This window comes from Mycolicibacterium cosmeticum, from assembly GCF_000613185.1.
Lineage (GTDB): Bacteria > Actinomycetota > Actinomycetes > Mycobacteriales > Mycobacteriaceae > Mycobacterium > Mycobacterium cosmeticum.
The window spans coordinates 2,191,489-2,209,577 of sequence record NZ_CCBB010000001.1; the positions used below are offsets into that span (position 1 = coordinate 2,191,489).

General features: G+C 68.2%; 18 protein-coding genes. 8 read left to right on the plus strand and 10 right to left on the minus strand.

Annotated elements, in window-relative coordinates; genetic code table 11:
* Nucleotides 1-3: 3 nt before the first annotated feature.
* Genes BN977_RS10525 through BN977_RS10535 form a run of 3 tightly spaced genes read right to left on the minus strand, consistent with a single transcriptional unit; the run spans nucleotide 4 to nucleotide 3,260 of the window.
* On the minus strand, nucleotides 4-1,218 hold the full coding sequence (locus BN977_RS10525) for a cytochrome P450 (protein WP_036397509.1): 1,215 nt from the start codon (nucleotides 1,216-1,218) through the stop codon (nucleotides 4-6).
* Nucleotides 1,215-2,633, minus strand: a complete 1,419-nt coding sequence (gene purB / locus BN977_RS10530) for an adenylosuccinate lyase (protein ID WP_036398883.1) — start codon at nucleotides 2,631-2,633, stop codon at nucleotides 1,215-1,217. The genes BN977_RS10525 and purB overlap by 4 nt, the downstream gene beginning before the upstream one ends.
* An 18-nt stretch (nucleotides 2,634-2,651) precedes the next feature.
* A complete protein-coding gene (locus BN977_RS10535; protein ID WP_024455013.1) occupies nucleotides 2,652-3,260 on the minus strand; it encodes a TetR/AcrR family transcriptional regulator in 609 nt (202 codons plus the stop codon).
* An 81-nt stretch (nucleotides 3,261-3,341) separates the two neighbouring features.
* Here BN977_RS10535 and BN977_RS10540 point away from each other — a divergent pair, with 81 nt between their 5' ends.
* On the plus strand, nucleotides 3,342-4,238 hold the full coding sequence (locus BN977_RS10540; protein WP_191262516.1) for an alpha/beta hydrolase: 897 nt from the start codon (nucleotides 3,342-3,344) through the stop codon (nucleotides 4,236-4,238).
* Here the strand turns inward: BN977_RS10540 and purD are convergent.
* Nucleotides 4,224-5,501: a phosphoribosylamine--glycine ligase gene (gene purD / locus BN977_RS10545; RefSeq protein ID WP_036397513.1), complete on the minus strand. Its 1,278-nt coding sequence runs from the start codon at nucleotides 5,499-5,501 to the stop codon at nucleotides 4,224-4,226. The two genes, BN977_RS10540 and purD, sit on opposite strands and share 15 nt — an antisense overlap.
* 114 nt (nucleotides 5,502-5,615) lie before the next feature.
* Between purD and BN977_RS10550 the strand changes: the two genes are divergently transcribed.
* Complete coding sequence (locus BN977_RS10550) at nucleotides 5,616-6,845, plus strand: cytochrome P450 (RefSeq protein WP_036397515.1); 1,230 nt, start codon at nucleotides 5,616-5,618, stop codon at nucleotides 6,843-6,845.
* A gap of 9 nt (nucleotides 6,846-6,854) precedes the next feature.
* Nucleotides 6,855-7,448, plus strand: coding sequence for a TetR/AcrR family transcriptional regulator (locus tag BN977_RS10555; RefSeq protein WP_036397517.1), 594 nt, complete (start codon nucleotides 6,855-6,857; stop codon nucleotides 7,446-7,448).
* Here the strand turns inward: BN977_RS10555 and BN977_RS10560 are convergent.
* Nucleotides 7,445-7,900, minus strand: a complete 456-nt coding sequence (locus BN977_RS10560) for a winged helix-turn-helix transcriptional regulator (RefSeq protein WP_036397519.1) — start codon at nucleotides 7,898-7,900, stop codon at nucleotides 7,445-7,447. The two genes, BN977_RS10555 and BN977_RS10560, sit on opposite strands and share 4 nt — an antisense overlap.
* 95 nt (nucleotides 7,901-7,995) lie before the next feature.
* Between BN977_RS10560 and BN977_RS10565 the strand changes: the two genes are divergently transcribed.
* A complete protein-coding gene (locus BN977_RS10565; RefSeq protein WP_051561259.1) occupies nucleotides 7,996-9,192 on the plus strand; it encodes an MFS transporter in 1,197 nt (398 codons plus the stop codon).
* Here BN977_RS10565 and BN977_RS10570 read toward each other — a convergent pair.
* From BN977_RS10570 to BN977_RS10590, 5 genes are read right to left on the minus strand one after another with little or no spacing between them, the layout of a single operon-like run.
* Nucleotides 9,179-10,405, minus strand: a complete 1,227-nt coding sequence (locus tag BN977_RS10570; RefSeq protein WP_036397522.1) for a hypothetical protein — start codon at nucleotides 10,403-10,405, stop codon at nucleotides 9,179-9,181. The genes BN977_RS10565 and BN977_RS10570 overlap by 14 nt on opposite strands.
* Complete coding sequence (locus tag BN977_RS10575; RefSeq protein ID WP_024453720.1) at nucleotides 10,395-10,844, minus strand: carboxymuconolactone decarboxylase family protein; 450 nt, start codon at nucleotides 10,842-10,844, stop codon at nucleotides 10,395-10,397. Before BN977_RS10575 ends, BN977_RS10570 begins: the two co-directional genes overlap by 11 nt.
* Nucleotides 10,841-11,686 carry an NAD(P)-dependent oxidoreductase gene (locus BN977_RS10580; RefSeq protein WP_036397523.1) on the minus strand — a complete coding sequence of 282 codons (846 nt, stop codon included), beginning with the start codon at nucleotides 11,684-11,686 and terminating at the stop codon, nucleotides 10,841-10,843. The genes BN977_RS10575 and BN977_RS10580 overlap by 4 nt, the downstream gene beginning before the upstream one ends.
* Nucleotides 11,683-12,435 carry an SDR family oxidoreductase gene (locus BN977_RS10585; protein WP_024453722.1) on the minus strand — a complete coding sequence of 251 codons (753 nt, stop codon included), beginning with the start codon at nucleotides 12,433-12,435 and terminating at the stop codon, nucleotides 11,683-11,685. Before BN977_RS10585 ends, BN977_RS10580 begins: the two co-directional genes overlap by 4 nt.
* A 12-nt stretch (nucleotides 12,436-12,447) precedes the next feature.
* Entirely contained in the window at nucleotides 12,448-13,917 is a 1,470-nt protein-coding gene (locus BN977_RS10590; protein WP_036397525.1) for an aldehyde dehydrogenase, read from the minus strand.
* A 175-nt stretch (nucleotides 13,918-14,092) separates the two neighbouring features.
* On the opposite strand from BN977_RS10590, the gene BN977_RS10595 reads away from it, so the two are divergent.
* From BN977_RS10595 to BN977_RS10610, 4 genes are read left to right on the plus strand one after another with little or no spacing between them, the layout of a single operon-like run.
* The gene (locus BN977_RS10595) at nucleotides 14,093-14,689 is read left to right on the plus strand and encodes a TetR family transcriptional regulator (protein WP_036397526.1); all 597 of its coding nucleotides are present in this window, start codon (nucleotides 14,093-14,095) and stop codon (nucleotides 14,687-14,689) included.
* Nucleotides 14,686-15,888, plus strand: a complete 1,203-nt coding sequence (locus BN977_RS10600; protein ID WP_036397528.1) for a cytochrome P450 — start codon at nucleotides 14,686-14,688, stop codon at nucleotides 15,886-15,888. The genes BN977_RS10595 and BN977_RS10600 overlap by 4 nt, the downstream gene beginning before the upstream one ends.
* Nucleotides 15,889-15,909: 21 nt before the next feature.
* Nucleotides 15,910-16,737 carry an SDR family oxidoreductase gene (locus tag BN977_RS10605; RefSeq protein ID WP_036397529.1) on the plus strand — a complete coding sequence of 276 codons (828 nt, stop codon included), beginning with the start codon at nucleotides 15,910-15,912 and terminating at the stop codon, nucleotides 16,735-16,737.
* The gene (locus BN977_RS10610; RefSeq protein WP_036397531.1) at nucleotides 16,734-18,089 is read left to right on the plus strand and encodes a lanosterol 14-alpha demethylase; all 1,356 of its coding nucleotides are present in this window, start codon (nucleotides 16,734-16,736) and stop codon (nucleotides 18,087-18,089) included. Before BN977_RS10605 ends, BN977_RS10610 begins: the two co-directional genes overlap by 4 nt.

Genomic DNA, 18,089 nt, shown 5'->3' on the forward strand with positions numbered 1-18,089 from the left:
CCGTTACGGGTGCGGCTCCACAAATCGCACGAAAAGGTGCCGGATACCGGTGTGCCGGTTGCTGCGCGTCCACTCCACCGGGGCCACCAACTGTGCGCCGGCGAACCGCGCGAGCAGCTCGGAGAACATCACCCGCAACTCCAGCCGAGCCAGGTTGGCGCCCAGGCAGTAGTGCACGCCGTATCCGAAACCCAAGTGCGGGTTCGGTTTACGGGAGATGTCGAAGACGTCGGCGTCGGCGAACACCGCGGCGTCGCGGTTGGCCGAGCCCTCCCACACCTGCACCTTCTGCCCCGCCTCGATGGCGCATCCGCCCAGCGACACGTCCCGGGTCGCGGTGCGCCGTTTCGACGGCGACGGCGTCGTCCAGCGCACCATCTCCTCGATCGCACTGGGCAGCAAGGACATATCTGCGCGCAGCGCCGCCCACTGCGACGGATGGGCGATCAGCGACAACAATCCGCCGGCCACCGCGTTGCGGGTGGTTTCGGCACCGGCGCTGAACAGCAGGCTGAAGAACAGGTACAGCTCGAGATCGGAAAGGTCAGCGTCCGCCGCGTTGGCCACCACCGAGAGCATGTCGTCGGCCGGCTCGGCGCGTTTGGCCGCGATCAACTCCATGCCGTAGGTGTACATCCGTGAGCCGGCCTCCTCGGCCGTAAGCTGCCCCACCGACGCGCTTCGGCCCGAGAAGTCGAACTGCGGCTCGATCGCGTGGAACAGCCAATGCCGTTCGGATTCCGGGATTCCCAGCAGGATGCAGATCATCTGCATGGGCAACTCGGCCGCCACCTCGACCAGGAAGTCCAGCGGCTCACCAGGTGTCACGGTGTCCAGCAACTTGCGGGTCCGGGCCCGCAGGTCGTCTTCGACGCGGGTGATCATCCGCGGCGTCAGGCCTGAGGACACCAGCTTGCGGATCTGCGCATGCCGCGGATCGTCCATCATGTTGAGCACCTGCCCGGCGATCGCCAGGTCCTGCAACAAGGTGCCGCCGTACGGCCGGGTACCGCCGGTGACCGACGAGAACGTCACCGGATCACGCAGCACGGCAAGGGTTTCGGCGTGCGTGGCGACCGACCAGAAGCCTTCGCCGTCCGGGGTGTGTTCGGTGGGCTCGTGCCAGTACACCGGCGCCTGCGCGCGGTGCACGGCGAACAGCTCATGGGGAAACCCATGGGCGAAGTTGTCCAGATCCGTCAGATCCGCCAGGGTCACAAGATGGCGCCCGAGGTGTACTTGGCCGCCTCGGGGTAGCGGCTCACCAGCTCGTCGACCGCGCTGACCACGGTGTCGACCTGCGCCGAGGCCGCCCCGCTGAACGCCGCGCGGTCGGCCAGCGCGGCGTCGAGCGCCACTCGGTCCAGCGGCAACCGCGGGTCGGCCGCCAGCCGGTCCAACAGGTCTGGCTCCGAACCCTTTTCGCGCATGGCCAGCGCCACCGCGACGGCGTGTTCCTTGATGACCTCGTGGGCGGCCTCCCGTCCCACCCCGGCCCGCACGGCCGCGATGAGGATGCGGGTGGTGGCCAGGAACGGCAGGTAGCGGTCCAGCTCGCGCTGGATCACCGCGGGGTAGGCACCGAACTCGTCGAGCACCGTCAGGAACGTCTCGGTCTGGCCGTCGATGGCGAAGAAGGCATCCGGCAGCGCGACGCGGCGCACCACCGAACAGAACACGTCGCCCTCGTTCCATTGCGCACCGGCCAGTTCGGCGGCCATCGACGCGTAGCCGCGCAGCACCACCTGCAGGCCGTTGACCCGCTCACAGGACCGGGTGTTCATCTTGTGCGGCATGGCCGACGAGCCGACCTGCCCGGGCGCGAAGCCCTCGGTGACCAGTTCGTGCCCGGCCATCAACCGGATGGTGTGGGCGAACGACGACGGGCCCGCCCCCAACTGCACCAGCGCCGAGATCACGTCGTGGTCCAGCGAGCGCGGGTACACCTGCCCGACGCTGGTGAAAACGTCTGCGAAGCCCAGGAATTCGGCGACCCGGCGCTCCAGCTCGGCCAGCCGCTCGGTGTCGCCGTCGAACAGGTCGAGCATGTCCTGCGCGGTGCCCATCGGCCCCTTGATGCCGCGCAGCGGGTAGCGGTCGATGAGTTCACGCAGCCGCTGCAACGCCACCAGCGTCTCCTCGGCCGCCGACGCGAAGCGCTTGCCCAGCGTGGTGGCCTGTGCCGCGACGTTGTGCGACCGCCCGGCCATCACCAGGTCGCGGTAGAGCACGGCGCGCTCGGCCAGCCGCGCCACGACGGCCACCCCGTGGGCGAACACCAGCTCCAGCGACCGGCGGATCTGCAGCTGTTCGACGTTCTCGGTGAGGTCGCGGCTGGTCATGCCTTTGTGCACATGCTCGTGGCCGGCCAGCGCGTTGAACTCCTCGATGCGGGCCTTCACGTCGTGGCGGGTGACGCGTTCGCGCGCCGCGATGGACGCCAGGTCGACATTCTCCAGCACGCGTTCGTAGTCGGCCACGACCCCGTCGGGCACCGAAACACCCAGTTCGGCCTGCGCACGCAGCACCGCCAGCCACAGCCGGCGTTCGGCGATGATCTTGGCTTCGGGTGACCAGATGGCAACCATCTCGTCGCTCGCGTAGCGGTTGGCCAGGACATTCGGGATGCTCACGACCACACAGCTTACGAGTCAGTCGAACGGCGCGAGAACGTCGATCACATCCATCAGGGTGGCGCGGGCCGTCTCGCGTGGGGTGTCCCCGTCGTCGACGAGGGCGGCGACCACCGCGCCGTCGACGGCCCGCACCATCGCGGTGAGCAGTTCGGCGTGCACCGTGCGCCCGGACCGCTCCACCACCTCGACCACGGCGTCGGTGCGCTGCCGCAGGATGCGGCGCTGGATATCGCGCAGTTCGGGCTGCCGGGCGCAGGCGATATAGCGCTCGTAGCGGGAGATGAGTTCGGGCACCCGCGAGCCGGGGTCGTCGCCGACCAGCAGGTCGACCAGCAGGTCGGCCGTGGACTCCGCGCCGCGCTTGCGCCGCGACAGCGTGGCCACCTGTGACTTCATCTGCTCGGCCTCGCGGGCGCCGAGATGTTCGACGGCCTTGGCGATGAGATCCTCCAGCGAGGAGAAGTAGTAGGTCGTCGACGCCAACGGCAGACCGGCCCGTCGCGCAACTGCCCGATGGCGCACCGCATCGATACCGCCCTCGCACAGCAGATCGGCGGCGGCGCTGACGAGAGCGCCCCGACGCCGTTCTCCTTTGGGAGTCACTGCTGCTGTCACGCCTTGCATGCTGCCAGCAAAGGGCCTGCTGTATGGGGGTTTTTGGGCAATCACGAAGCCACTCCACAAGTTCGGTGCACGCCCGATGGCATGATGGCCCGCATGCCAGACGTGACGCGCCGGACGGTTCTGCGGCTGGGCCTGGGCGCGGCCGCGGGTGCGGCCGGTGCCTACGCGCTGGGCACCGCGGCGAGTGCCCCGGACACCGCCGCCCCGCCGGTGGCGATGACGAGTGTGGGCGCCCCGCTCGCCCCGCCACCGGTCCCGCAGCAGCCGGCGCCGACGTACGTCACCGGGTCGTTCGTGTCGGCGGCCCGCGGCGGGATCACCACCAACTGGGCCATCGCGCGCCCGCCCGGCCAGACGGCGCCGCTGCGGCCCGTCATCGCGCTGCACGGCAAGGGCAGCGACGCGGCCACGGTGATGGCCGGCGGGGTCGAGGACGGTTTGGCGCAAGCGGTGGCCACCGGCATCCCACCGTTCGCGGTGGTGGCGGTCGACGGCGGCGGGGGTTACTGGCACAAGCGGGCCGACGGTGACGACGCCGGCGCGATGGTGCTCGACGAACTCATCCCGATGCTGGCCGCCCAGGGCCTGGACACTTCCCGGGTCGGCTTCCTGGGGTGGTCGATGGGCGGCTACGGCGCGCTGCTGCTCGGTGCGCGGCTGGGCCCGGCGCGGACCGCGGCGATCTGCGCGGTCAGCCCGGCGTTGTGGACATCGTCCGGGGCGGCCGCGCCGGGGGCGTTCGACGGCGCCGAGGACTACGCCGCCAACAGTGTGTGGGGACTGCCCGCGCTCGGCCAGATCCCGATCCGCATCGACATCGGCAACAGCGACCCGTTCGCGTCGGCGACCCGGCAGTTCATCGCGCAGCTGCCGACGCCGCCGGCGGGCGGCTTCTCCCCCGGCGGCCACGACGCCGGGTTCTGGAGTTCGCAGCTGCCCGCCGAGGCGGCCTGGCTGGGCCCGCTATTGGTCGCCTAGGCTGATCCGGCCCTCGGCCGCGGCCAGCCCGATGTCGGTGCGGAAATGGCTGCCGGGCAACCGGATCGACTCGATCCGCCGGTACGCGTCGGCCCGGGCCGCGGCGAGGTCGGTGCCGGTGCCCACCACCGACAGCACCCGGCCACCCGAGGACACGATGGCACCGTCGTCACGCCGGCTGGTACCGGCGTGCAGCACCCCCTCGGCCTCGGAGCCGGTGATCACGTCGCCGACGCGGGGCCGGCCCGGATAGTTCTCGGCGGCGACGACCACGGTGACGGCCGACCCGTCGCGCCAGCGCAGCGGCGGATGGTCGGCCAGCGTGCCGGTGGCGGCGGCGTGCAGCAGTGTCCCCAGCGGGGAGTCCAGCAGCGCGAGCACCGCCTGGGTCTCGGGATCGCCGAAGCGGCAGTTGAATTCGACGACGGCGGGACCGTTCGAGGTGATGGCCAGTCCGGCGTAGAGCAACCCGGAGAACGCGCTGCCCCGTGAGACCATCTCGGCGGCAACGGGTTTCACCACTTCTTCGACGATCTGCGTGAGCACCTCGGCCGGCAGCCAGGGCAACGGCGTGTAGGCGCCCATCCCTCCGGTGTTGGGGCCGGTGTCGTTGTCGCCGACGCGCTTGAAGTCCTGCGCGGGCAGTAGAGGCACCACGGTCTCACCGTCGACGACGCAGAACAGCGACACCTCGGGACCGTCCAGGAACGATTCGAGCAGCACCGGGTGGCCGGTCTCGAGGAGTTCGGCGGCGTGCGCGCGGGCGGCGTCCCGGTCGACGGTGACGACGACACCCTTGCCTGCGGCCAATCCGTCGTCCTTGACCACCCAGGCCCGCTGGCCCGCGGGCGGGCCGAACCGGTCCAGCGCGGCGTCCAGGTGCGCGGGGTTGTCGACGATCTCGCTGGTGGCCGTGCGCACCCCGGCCACGGTCATCACGTCCTTGGCGAACGCCTTGGAGCCCTCGATGCGGGCGGCGGCCTTGGACGGCCCGAAGGTGGCGATGCCGGCTTTGCGCAGCGCGTCGCCGACGCCGAGCACCAGGGGCACTTCGGGGCCGATGACCACCAGGTCGGCGTTCAGCCGCTGGGCCAGCGCGACGACCGCGTCCCCCGACGTCGCATCGACGTCGTGTTGCTCGGCAACCGCGGCGGTCCCGGCGTTACCCGGGGCCACGGCCAGGTAGTCGACGCCCGGATCGCGGCTGAGAGCCAGCAGCAGGGCGTGTTCACGGGCACCGGATCCGATCACGAGGACGCGCACGAGTGCTCACCCTATCGGCCCACGTTCGGCGCCGACACCAAAGCCGCGGCCATACAGTTGACAGTGAGGTGTATGGTCATGACAACGAGTGCGGTACGTCACAGGAGGACACCGATGACCACGACAAATGCCTGCCCGTTCGGAGACCGGATCGACTTCACCGACCCCGACGTCCTGCTCCGCGGCATTCCGGTCACCGAGTTCGCCGCGCTGCGCAAGACCGCGCCGGTCTGGTGGAACGAACAGCGGGAATCGATCTTCGGCGACGGTGGTTACTGGGTGATCAGCCGCCACGAGGACATCAAGGCCATCTCCCGCAACGGCGACATCTGGTCCACCAACTCCAAGGGTGCGGTCATGCGCCTGCCCGACGGCATCACCGCCGACCAGCTCGAGCTCACCAAGGCCCTGCTCATCAACCACGACGCACCCGAACACACCCGGCTGCGCAAGCTGGTGTCCCGGCTGTTCACCCCCCGCTCGGTGGCGGCGTTGGAACAGAAACTGGCCGACTCGGCGCGCGCCATCGTGGCCGCGGCGAAAGAGAAGGACTCCGGCAACTTCGTCGACGACATCGCCATGGGACTGCCCCTGCAGGCCATCGCCGATCTGATCGGCGTGCCCGAGCAGGACCGCGAGAAGATCTTCCACTGGTCCAACTGCATCATGAACACCGACGACCCGGATTTCGACTCGGATCCGACCACCGCCAACGCGGAGTTGATGGGCTACGCGTACACCATGGCCGAGCAGCGCCGGGCATGTCCGGCCGACGATATCGTCACCCGGCTGGTGCAGGCCGATACCAACGGGGAGTCCATCACCGAGGTCGAGTTCGCGTTCTTCGTCATCCTGCTGGCCGTCGCCGGCAACGAGACCACCCGCAACGCGATGACGCACGGCATGAACGCGTTCTTCGAAAACCCGGACCAGTGGGAACTTTTCAAGCGGGAGCGGCCCGACACCGCGATCGAGGAGATCATCCGGTGGGCTACCCCCGTGCACTGTTTCCAGCGCACCGCGTTGGTGGACGCCGAGGTGGGCGGGGTCGCCATCGGCGCGGGACAGCGCGCCGGGTTGTTCTACAGCTCGGCCAATTTCGACGAAGAGGTGTTCGACGACCCCTTCCGGTTCGACATCCTGCGTAACCCGAATCCGCACCTGGCGTTCGGCGGGAACGGCGCCCATTTCTGCATCGGCGCCAACCTGGCCCGGATGGAAATCAAGTTGATGTTCAACGAGATCGCCGACCAGATTCCCGACATCTCGAAGCTCGCCGAGCCGCTGCGGCTGCGCTCGGGCTGGATCAACGGCGTGAAGGACCTGCAGGTCGCCTACCAGTAAGCTGCCCGGGTGCGCACCCACGGCTGGTCCGGCGACGCCCCGGCGTCCGACGAGGAGGCCGTCGCGCGCATCCTGTCCGCAGCGGGCAAGGCCATCGACGAGCGCGGCGCCGACTTCTCCATCGCCGACGTCGCGCGCACCCTGGGCGTCACCCGGCAGACGGTGTACCGGTACTTCCCCAGCACCGACGCGCTGCTGATGCAGGCCGGCGTCGTCGCGGCCACCGATTTCCTGGAGCGTCTGGCCGCCCACATCGAGGGCATGACCGATCCGATGGACGCCGCCGTCGAGGCCATCGCGACCGCGCTGGAGTGGTTGCCCAAGGACAAGCACATCGGGCTGCTCCTGGCACCGGGCCGCACGCCGGCGCTGACCGAGTCCGTGACCTCCGACATCGCCCTGCAGTTCGCGCAATCGGTGGTGCGCCGGTTCGATGTCGATTGGAGCGCAGCGGGTTTCGACGACGCCGAGCTCGACGAGCTGGCCGAGTACCTGCTGCGCATCATCCAGTCCTTCGTGATCGACCCCGGGCGGCCGCCGCGCACCGGCGCGCGGCTGCGCGATTACCTGCGGCGCTGGGTGGCGCCGGCGCTGCGCCGTTAGGGCGCCACCCAGTCCGGCGGCCGCACCGGCCGGGTGTCCTCCGGCCGGATGCCGGTGCCGTCGTCCGTCTCGTACCGCAGCCGCGGCAACGCCGCGCCGGTGCGCCCGTCGACGAAGACGGTACGCGGTTCCTCGGCGTCGAATGCGTTGTCCGCACCCCACTCCCGCAGCGCGACGACGAGATGGAACAACTGCCGACCTCGGTCCGTCAACACGTATTCGTGGTAGGCCGAACCGGCAGCGTCCGGGCGTAGCGACAGCACGTCGGCCTGCACCAGTTGATGCAGCCGGTTGGACAGGATGTTCTTGGCCACCCCGAGGCTGCGCTGGAACTGCGAGAAGCGGGTCACGCCCTCGAAGGCATCGCGCAGGATCATCAACGTCCATTTGTCGCCGACGATGTCGACGGCCCGCGACACCGGGCAGGTGGATCGCGCCAGCCGAGAACTCATAGGACACCTCCGTCCACAAATCTGGTTGCACTTTGAAACCAGAATCGCCTATCGTCTGGTTTCAATCTAGTACCACTTCGTCGCAGAGGATTCAGATGACGTGTACCTCCGTCACGGCTCCCGCAGTGACCATCGGCTCCCGAATGGCGCTGCTGCTCGCCTTCGTCAGCGGCGCCGCGGTCGCGAACGTCTATTACGCCCAACCCCTGCTGGACGATCTCGGCACCGATCTGCAGATGTCGCCGGCCGCCCTGGGTTGGGTGACCACGGCGACGCAGGGCGGTTACCTCCTCGGGCTGGTGCTGGCGGTGCCGTTGGGCGACCGCCTCGACCGGCGGCGGATGATCCTCGCGCAACTGGTCATCACGGCAATCGGGTTGTCTGGCACCGCGGTCGCACCATCGGCGTGGGTCTTCCTGATCTGCTCGGCGATTTTCGGGGCGGCCTCCACCGTGGTTCAGGTCATCACCGCGTTCGCCGCGGCAGCCAGCCCGGTCGACCGACGCGGCCGTACGGTCGGCGTGGTCACCAGCGGCGTGGTGATCGGCATCCTGCTGGCCCGGACCGTCGCGGGCGCCATCACCGACATCTGGGGGTGGCGCGCGGTGTTCGGCATCGCGGCGGCGATCATGCTGGCGCTGGCCGGGTGGCTGGCCCGGGCGCTGCCACCGGACACCATCGCCAAGAACGCGGTTCCGTACCACCGCGCCATCATCTCGGTCGCCGAACTGAGCGTTCGGGACCGGACCTTCCTGGTGCGCAGCGTGATCGGCGGGTTGATGTTCGCCAGCTTCGGAGCGGCCTGGGGTGCCATGGCGCTGCCGCTGGCCACCGAGCCATGGCACCTCAGCCCGGCCCAGATCGGGCTGTTCGGCATCGTCGGCGCCGCGGGCGCCCTCGGTGCAGCCGGGGCTGGGAGGTGGGCCGACAACGGACACGCCGAGCTGGCTACCGGCGCGCTGTTGGTCGCCTTCCTGGTGTCGTGGCTGGCGATCGCGCGGACACCGAGTTCACTGCTGGCGCTGGGTTTGGGGTTGGTGGTCCTGGACTTTGCGGGCGAGGCGCTGCACGTCATCAACCAGCATCTGATCGTCGAATCGGATCCGGCCGCGACCACCCGCCTGATCGGCGGCTACATGGTGTACTACGCGATCGGCACCGGGGCCGGCGCACTCGCGGCGACCGTGGCCTACGCGCACGGTGGGTGGACGCGGGCCAGCATCGTCGGCGCCGCGCCGGCCGCGGCGGCGCTGGTGGTGTGGGCCGCGGATCGGCTGATCAAACGACGGTGAGCGGCAGCGACTTACGCTCTTCGAACACCCAGGATGCGCCGCCGCTGAACTCGCAGACCTCCACCTCGGGCAGCTTCTTGGCCGCGGTGTCGGCCGTGATCACCCGCACGGTCCAGTCCGACTCGGTGCCGGCCACCTCGGCGCGCAGGAACGGGTCGACCGCGGCGACGATGGCCTGCAGCGGCGCGTCGGCCACCGGCGAGACCAGCGAGATCCAGACACCGTCCTCATGCGCCGGTGACCGGCGTACGTGCACGAAGTCCGGATCCACCCGGGCGGACACGTAGGCCGCCGGGTTGAGCAGCGGGTGCAGTTCGAGCACACGCAACGCGCCCTTGGCGTCGGCGCTGAGCTTGAGCGCCTTGTGGATTCGGGCCGCGGCCACACCGGCGATGCCGATCAGCTGTTTGGTCCTGATCGACCGGGCCAGCGCGGCATCGTCCGCGGCGCGCTTATCCACGGCGATGGCGAACGACTTGACCAGCAGATGCATCTGCAGGCACACCTCGTCGGCGATCCGGACCAGCGCCGAGTGCGAGAACGCGGCGAAGTCGACATCGGCGAGCAGCTCACCCGAATAGTCGGCATGGCCTTCGTCATCCGGGTCGATCGGATCCAACTCACACGTGTAGGCATGAGTGGCGGCCACGATGTCGAGTTCGGGGATGAACGGCACTTCCGGATGGGACTCGTCGATCGTGACTGTCCAGGCACAGTGCGGGTGCCGGTCCGACGGCGTGCGGGGCGGCCGGTGGATCGGCCGGACCTGCGCCTTCCGGTTGGTGGCCAACGCGGTGGCGTCGAAGGTAGGGTCCTCGATGTCGTGGCACATACCCTTGACGTAGTCGGGGCCCATCGGTTCGACGTCCAGCAGCGCGCCGCAGTGGTTCAGGTAGAACTCGCCGTGCCAGCGGTCGTGCACGATGTAGCGGAAATCCATGAACTGCGGCGGCGCACCGATGTCCAGCTGCAGACCCTTGAACAGGGTGAAGATGTCCACTCCCTCGTAGTCGAGGGCCCTCTGCATCCGCTTGGTGTAGAGCGGGCTGGCGGCCGCCCACTCCTCGATGGCGATCTGCAGCATCTCCTCACGACCGAAACTGCTGATGCACCAGGCCATCCCGGACCGGTCGATCAACTGGCCGATCAGCAGGAGTTCGGGAACCAGGGTCGCCAGCTCGTCCCGGGTCAGCGCGGCATACCTACTTGTCATCGACGCTGCCCCCGGAGTGCATCCTGACCGCGGCGTCGACGTTGGCCCGCTTGTCCTCACCCGCACCCTTCTCGGCGGCCTTCTTGCGCTGTCGCACCACCTTGCTGACCGCGCCGTCGAGCTTGGAACCCAACGGGAATCCGAGGTAGTGGGTCAGGAACACCGACACCTCTTTGAGTTCCTCGGCGCTGAGCTCACCGTTGTGCAGGGCGGCGTTGATCTGGATCTCGGCGAGGTCCGAGTTGCCCACCGCGGTCACCGCGGCCAGCGTCAGCAGGCGTTTGTCGCGCATCGACAGTCCCGGCCGGGTCCAGATGGTGCCGAAGAGGTGTTCCACGGTGAGGTCGAAGTACGGGTCGCCCTGGATGTCGGGCATCTCCCAGCCGTACACCTCGTTCATCTTCTGCAGGCCCTGCTGCCGACGATCGTCCGTGCTCATTGCTTCGCTCCTTCGTGTGGCACGCCGAGACCGTCGGCCAGGTTCTGCAAGGCCACCCGGGCCAACGGAAGGTCCACTCCCAGAACGTCACCCAGCCCGAGGGCCAGCGTCAGATCCTTCTCGGCGAGACCGCGGGTGTGGGTGAACATCTGGTACAGCCAATGATCCGGTTGCAGCGGCTTGGTGTCGTCGCGCAGGATGATGGCGCCCGGGCCACCGCTCTGCGCATCGCTGTGCCGGACCACCCGGCCCAGTTTCTGCAGATCGATACCGGCGGCCTCGGCCAGTGCCATCGCCTCGCAGGACGCCGCGAAACCGATGAAGGTCAGCATGTTGCGGGCCAACTTCATCCGGGTGCCCGCGCCGGGCTCGCCGGCGCGCACCACCAACGACGCCCACTGCTTGAACACCGGCTTGACCCGCTCGTAGGCCTCGTCGGTGGCACCGACCATGACGGCCAGTTCCCCCTTGTCGGCCGCGCCCGCACCCCCGCTGACCGGGGCGTCGACGATGTGAATCCCCTTGGGCGCCAGCCGCTCGGCCAGTTCGGCCGCGGTGTCGGGCTCGATGGTGGAGTGGATCGCGATGACGGTGCCCGCCGCGGCGTGCTGTCCGAGTTCGGCGACCACGTCGCGCACCTGTGCGTCGTTGAGCACCGTGACACTGATGACATCGGCCGCGGCGACGCCGGCGACGTCGTCGGCCAGGTTCGCGCCCAGCTCGGCCAGCGGGGTCATCGCCTCGGTCCGCACGTCGTAGACGACCAACCCGTCCGGCCAGTCGGCCAGCCGCTTGGCCATCGGCGCGCCCTGGTTGCCCAGCCCGATATAGCCCAGCTTCATGAGCGGATGATCTGTCCGCCGTCGACGTTGAAGATCTGCCCGGTGATCCACTTGGCCTGATCGCTCAGCAGGAACAGGCACATGCCGACCAGGTCCTCGGGCTGGCCCATCCGCGACAGCGGAATACCCTTGACGATATCGGCGACCATCTCCTGCGGGGTGGTGGTGCGGTTGGCCTCGGTGTCGATCGGGCCGGGGGCGATGGCGTTGATGCGGATGTTCTGGCCGCCCAGTTCGCGGGAGAGCTGCTGGGTGAGACCGTTGACGCCGACCTTGGCCAGGCCGTAGAAGTTCGCGTACATCCAGGCGGCGGTGGAGGATTGGTTGACGATCGCGCCGCCGCCGCGCTTGGCCATCTTCTTGTACACCGCGCGGGTGCACCACAGCGCGCCGTCGAGGTTCACGCTCATGAACTTCTTGTAGTAGTCCGGGTCAACGGTCAACAGGAAATCCAGCTTCATGCCACCGAAGATGGCGGCGTTGTTCACCAGGTAGTCGATACCGCCGAACTCCGAAAGCGTCTGTGCAGCCATCTCTCTGGCCGACTCCGGGTCGGATACGTCGACCCGCACCGCCAGCGCGGTGCCGCCCTCGCCCTTTATACCGTCGGCGACCTTCTGCGCGCCCTCGACGTTGATATCGGCCACCACGACCGCCGCACCCTCGCGCGCCAGCGCCTCGGCATAGGCCTGGCCGATGCCGCCGCCGGCACCGGTCACGATGCCCACCTTGTTGTCGAATTGCCCCACTGTGGTTCTCCTTCAGTTCGCCAGCGTCGCGATGAGCTTGGTTTCCAGGTACTCCTCGAAGCCGGCCACGCCCATCTCGCGGCCGACCCCGGACTGCTTGTAGCCGCCGAACGGTGCGTCGGCCGAATACCAGACGCCGCCGTTGACGTTGACGGTGCCGACCCGCAGCCGGGCGGCCACCGCCTGTGCACGGCCGTCGTCACCGGAGAACACCGTGCCCGACAACCCGTAGGGCGAGTCGTTGGCGATGCGCACCGCGTCGTCGTCGCCGTCGTGGGCGATGACGGTGAGCACCGGGCCGAAGATCTCCTCACGGGCCACCTTGGCCGAATTGTCCAGGCCGGCAATGACTGTCGGTTCGATGAAGAACCCCTTGTCCAGGTCGGCGGGCCGTCCGCCACCGCAGGCGAACCGGCCGCCCTCGGCGATCGCCGAGTCCAGGTAGCCCTGGATCCGGTCCCGTTGCCGCGCCGAGATGACCGGCCCGCACACGGTGCGCTTGCTGTTCGGATCGCCGGGTTTGATGCCGCCGAGCGTCGCCGCGGCCGCCTCCACGGCCTGGTCATAGCCGGCCCGCGGGACCACCAGGCGGGTGGTGATCGCGCAGCCCTGTCCAGCGTGCATGGCGACGGTGAAGGCCGCCATGGCGCAGGCACCGTTCAGGTCGGCGTCGTCGAGCACCAGGAATGCGGACTTGCCGCCGAGTTCGAGGAACACCTTCTTGATGGTGAGGGCGGCGTCGGCCATCACGGAGCGGCCGGTGGCGGTGGACCCGGTGAACGACACCATGTCCACCCGCGGGTCTTTCGACAACAACGCGCCGACGCCGTGATCGTCGGAGGTGACGATGTTGATCACGCCCGGCGGGAAATCGGTGTGCTCACTGATGATCTCGCCGAGCACCGCGGCCGCCCACGGGGTATCCGGTGCGGGTTTGAGGACCAGCGTGTTGCCCGCGGCCAGCGCCGGGCCGACCTTCGCCAGGTTGATCTGGTGCGGAAAGTTCCACGGGGTGATCGCGCCGACCACGCCGACGGCCTCCCGCGCGACGGTCCGGTTGGTCGGAATCCCCTGCGGTGTCGCGTGTCCCAGATCGGTGCGCCAGGCGTAGTCCTCCGCCGTGTCGGCGGCGAAAGCCAGGTCGTCGATCGGGCCTTCCAGCTGAGCGCCGGAGGTCAGCATGCGCGGCGCGCCGACCTCGGCGATCGTCAGTTCTCGCAATTCTTCTACGTGCGACTGCATCGCCTCACGCAGCTGACGCAGGCAGCGCACCCGCAGCTCGGTGTTCGTCGACCAGTCGGTGCTGTCGAACGCGGTGCGGGCCGCGCCGATGGCTGCCGACATGTCGGATTCGTCGGCATCGGCCGCCACGCCGAGGACTTCCTCGGTGGCGGGGTTGATCGTCGGGAAGGTCCCCGCGCTCGCGGTGACCAACTTGCCGTCGATGAACAACCGGCTCTCGCGGTCAGCCAGCAGTGACATCGGCACTCCCTCACACATTCCTGGACAACTGTCCGGTGGCATTGACCCGAACGATAGTCGCAGGCAGCCGAACGAAGCAAGGGCGCATCGCGCTACTGGCGCCAATAGTGGCTTTTTAGTGCTGATTTGATCGATCAACTTGCCCATGCCAGCCGTCGTCGGATAACTTAGACATGTGTCCAGCGATGCCGTGGCAGCCGTCACAAGTGAAGCCGGGGAAACCCCGCGCAACCGCCGGCAGGAGGAGACCTTCCGCAAGGTCCTGATCGCCGGTCTGGAGATGCTGCGCGAATCCTCGTACTCGGATCTGACGGTGCGGGCGGTGGCCGCCCGCGCCAAGGTCGCCCCGGCCACCGCCTACACCTACTTCTCGTCGAAGAATCACCTGATCGCCGAGGTCTACCTGGACCTGATGAAGCAGGTGCCCTACTTCACCGATGTGAACGAACCGATGGCCAGCCGCGTCGAACAGGCGCTGCGCAGCATGGCGCTCGTGGTGGCCGACGAACCCGAGGTGGCGGCCGCGTGCACGGCCGCGCTGCTGACCGGTGCCGATCCGACGGTCCGCAAGGTCCGCGACCGTATCGGCGCCGAGATCCATCGGCGCATCCGCACAGCCGTCGGGCCGGACGCCGACCCCCGCGTCGTATCCGCCCTCGAGATGACGTACTTCGGCGCCCTCGTCAACGCGGGCAGCGGTGCCTTCACCTACCACCAGATCGCCGACCGACTCAGCTATGTCGTCGGCCTGCTGCTCGGAGACGACCAATGAGCCTGAACACCGCCGCCCCGCTGCTGGACCCGTACGACTACGACTTCCACGAGGATCCGTACCCCTACTACCGCCGGTTGCGCGACGAAGCACCGTTGTACCGCAACGAGGATCTGAAGTTCTGGGCGCTGTCCCGGCACCAGGACGTCGTGCAGGGCTTTCGCAACAGCGTCGCGTTGTCGAACAAGCACGGCGTCGCCCTCGACCCGATCTCCCGCAACGACGAGGCGCACCGGGTGATGTCGTTCCTCGCGCTGGACGATCCGGCCCACCTGCGGTTGCGCACGCTGGTGTCCAAGGGTTTCACCCCGCGCCGGATCCGGGAATTGGAAGCCCGGGTCACCGAGATCGCGGTGCAACATCTCGACGCCGCCCTGCAGAACGACACCTTTGACTACGTCGATGATTTCGCGGGCAAGCTGCCGATGGACGTCATCTCCGAACTGATGGGCGTGCCCGAGGAAGACCGGGTGCGTATCCGGGCCCTTGCCGACGGTGTCATGCACCGCGAGGACGGGGTGGCCGACGTGCCACTGTCGGCCATCGAGGCCTCCGGTGAACTGCTGGTCTACTACGCCGACATGGTCCGGCAACGCCGCACCGGCACCACCGACGACCTCACCTCGGCGCTGGTCGAGGCCGAGATCGACGGTGACAAGCTCACCGACGACGAGATCATGGCCTTCCTGTTCCTCATGGTGGTCGCCGGCAACGAGACCACCACCAAACTGCTTGCCAACGCGGCCTATTGGGGTCACAAGAATCCGGACCAGCTGGCGCCGGTGTTCGACGATCACGGGCTCATCCCGGCATGGGTCGAGGAGACGCTGCGGTATGACACCTCCAGCCAGATCCTGGCCCGCGCGGTGGTCGAAGACCTGACGTTCTACGACACCACGGTTCCCGCGGGTGACGTGCTGGTGCTGTTGGCCGGGTCGGCCAACCGGGACGAACGCGCCTTCGAGAACCCCGACGAGTACCGCATCGGCCGCGATATCGGTTCGAAGCTGGTGAGTTTCGGCAGCGGAGCCCACTTCTGCCTCGGGGCGCATCTGGCCCGCATGGAGGCCCGGGTGGCGCTGACCGAGTTGTTCAAGCGCATCCGCGGATACGAGGTGGACGAGGCCAACGCCGTCCGCGTCCATTCCAGCAGCGTCCGCGGATTCGCCCATCTCCCGATCACCGTCCAGCACCGCTGACCGCCCGAAAGGCCGCCTTGCATGCCCAGATTCGATCCCCTTCCCGACCGCCGACCCGCGCTGGTCGCCGGTGCTTCCTCCGGTATCGGCGAGGCCACCGCGATCAAGCTGGCCGCCAACGGATTTCCTGTCGCGCTGGGGGCACGCCGGGTCGAGAAGCTGCAGGAGATCGTCGAGAAGATCCGCTCCGACGGCGGTGAGGCCATCGCCGTACACCTCGATGTCACCGACCCGGACTCGGTGAAGGCCGCCGTCGAACAGACCACCGCCGAACTCGGTGATATCGAGGTGCTGGTGGCCGGCGCCGGCGACACCTACTTCGGCAAGCTCGAGGCGATCAGCACCGAACAGTTCGAATCGCAGGTGCAGATCCACCTGATCGGTGCGAACCGGGTGGCCGGTGCCGTGCTGCCGGGCATGCTGGAACGCCGGCGCGGCGATCTGATCTTCGTCGGATCCGATGTGGCACTGCGGCAGCGGCCGCACATGGGCGCCTACGGCGCCGCCAAGGCGGCCCTGGTCGCGATGGTGCACAACTATCAGATGGAGCTCGAAGGAACCGGGGTGCGCGCCTCGATCGTGCATCCCGGCCCCACCAAGACCGCCATGGGCTGGAGCTTGCCCGCCGAGCTGATCGGTCCCGCACTGGAGGATTGGGCCAAGTGGGGGCAGGCCCGGCACGACTACTTCCTGCGCGCCGCCGACCTGGCGCGCGCCATCACCTTCGTCGCCGAGACACCGCGCGGCGGGTTCATCGCGAATATGGAGTTGCAGCCGGAGGCCCCGCTGGCCGACGTCAAGGACCGCCAGAAGCTCGCGCTCGGCGAGGAAGGGATGCCGACGTCGTGACGATCATCAAAGAGGTACAACGTGTTTCGGGCGGCGAGCAGGAGCACGGCCACCTGGAGGAATTCCGAACCGACCCGATCGGGCTGATGCGGCGGGTGCGCGAGGAATGCGGCGATGTCGGCTGGTTCCAGCTGGCCGACAAGCAGGTGGTGCTGCTCTCCGGCGCGGAGGCCAACGAGTTCTTCTTCCGGTCCAGCGACAGTGAACTCAACCAGGCCGAGGCCTATCCGTTCATGACGCCGATCTTCGGTGAGGGCGTGGTGTTCGACGCCGATCCGGAACGACGAGCCGAGATGCTGCACAACTCGGCACTTCGCGGCGAGCAGATGAAGGGGCACGCCGCGACCATCGAGAACGAGGTCCGCCGGATGACCGCCGAGTGGGGCGAGAGCGGCGAGATCGACCTGCTGGAGTTCTTCGCCGAACTCACCATCTACACGTCGACGGCCTGCCTGATCGGTGTGAAGTTCCGCAACCAGCTCGATTCCCGGTTCGCGAACTACTATCACCTGCTCGAACGGGGCACCGACCCGCTGTGCTACGTCGACCCCTATCTGCCGATCGAGAGTTTCCGCATCCGCGACGAGGCGCGGGCCGGTCTGGTCGAACTGGTGCAGGGCGTGATGAACGACCGGATCGCCAATCCACCTGCGGACAAACGTGATCGCGACATGCTCGACGTCCTGGTGTCGATCAAGGACGAGGAGGGCAACCCGCGCTTCTCGGCCAACGAGATCACCGGCATGTTCATCTCGCTGATGTTCGCCGGCCACCACACCAGTTCCGGGACCTCGTCGTGGACGCTGATCGAACTGCTGCGCCACCCGGACTTCTACGCCAAGGTGCAAGCCGAACTCGACGACCTGTACTCCGACGGCCAGGAGGTGAGTTTCCATGCGCTGCGCCAGATCCCGAACCTGGACAACGCGCTCAAGGAGACGCTGCGCCTGCACCCGCCGCTGATCATCCTGATGCGGGTGGCCCAGGACGAGTTCGAGGTGGCCGGCCATCCCATCCACAAGGGCCAGATGGTGGCCGCCTCGCCGGCGATCTCCAACCGCATCCCGGAGGACTTCCCGGATCCGGACGCGTTCGATCCTGACCGCTACGAGAAGCCGCGCCAGGAAGACCTGCTGAACCGGTGGACCTGGATTCCGTTCGGCGCCGGCAAGCACCGGTGCGTGGGCGCGGCGTTCGCACAGATGCAGATCAAGGCCATCTTCTCGGTCCTGCTGCGCGAGTATGAATTCGAGATGGCCCAGCCGCCGGAGAGCTACCGCAACGACCACTCCAAGATGGTGGTCCAGTTGGCCCGGCCGGCGAAGGTCCGCTACCGCAAGCGCACATCCTAG